The 700-nt window shown below is 39.1% G+C and carries 2 rRNA genes; both read right to left on the bottom strand.

From position 1 onward, the window contains the following. Positions 1-407: ribosomal RNA gene (locus FJM08_RS03495) — 23S ribosomal RNA — on the bottom strand; the annotation flags it as partial. A 178-nt stretch (positions 408-585) separates the two neighbouring features. Further along, a 16S ribosomal RNA gene (locus tag FJM08_RS03215) occupies positions 586-700 on the bottom strand; the annotation flags it as partial.

Below are 700 nucleotides of genomic sequence, written 5' to 3'. Positions count from 1 at the left end.
CTATTAGAAGACTTATTCATTTCGCTTACGGGAATTTCACCCTCTATGTTTAAGCGTTCCAACTTATTCTGCTATGTTTAAGTTTTGTAACTTCATGTAAATAGTCCTATAACCCCAACAACAAGTGCTGGTTTGGGCTTTTCCCCGTTCGCTCGCCACTACTAAGGGAATCATTCTTTATTTTCTCTTCCTGCTGCTACTGAGATGTTTCAATTCACAGCGTGTCTCTTCATTCGACTATGAATTCATCGATATGACAATTGAGGATTAGCTCAATTAGGTTTCCCCATTCGGAAATCCCCGGATAACAGCTTATTTCCAGCTAACCGAGGCTTATCGCAGGTAATCACGTCCTTCATCGACTTCCAGACCCAAGGCATCCACCAAAAACTCTTATCTTGTTTAATAGTTTTATTGTATGACCTATTGTTTGTCTTTTGATATATTCTATAGGTTGATCTAAACTTTGAAATATTAATATATTAATTTTTCAATGTCGATATTCAGTTTTCAAAGAACAAAAGAGAGATAGATCTCTCAAAACTGAATACGAATATTTTCTCCATAACAAAATGTACTCCGTAGAAAGGAGGTGATCCATCCCCACGTTCTCGTAGGGATACCTTGTTACGACTTCACCCCAGTCACCAGTCCTACCTTAGGCGGTCGCCTCCGAGGTTAGCAAACCGACTTTGGGTAT

The sequence above is a fragment of the Metamycoplasma equirhinis genome, assembly GCF_006385185.1.
Lineage (GTDB): Bacteria > Bacillota_I > Bacilli_A > Mycoplasmatales > Metamycoplasmataceae > Metamycoplasma > Metamycoplasma equirhinis.
The sequence above is the reverse complement of the archived record's forward strand: the minus strand, read 5'-3'. Positions and strand labels throughout refer to the sequence as shown.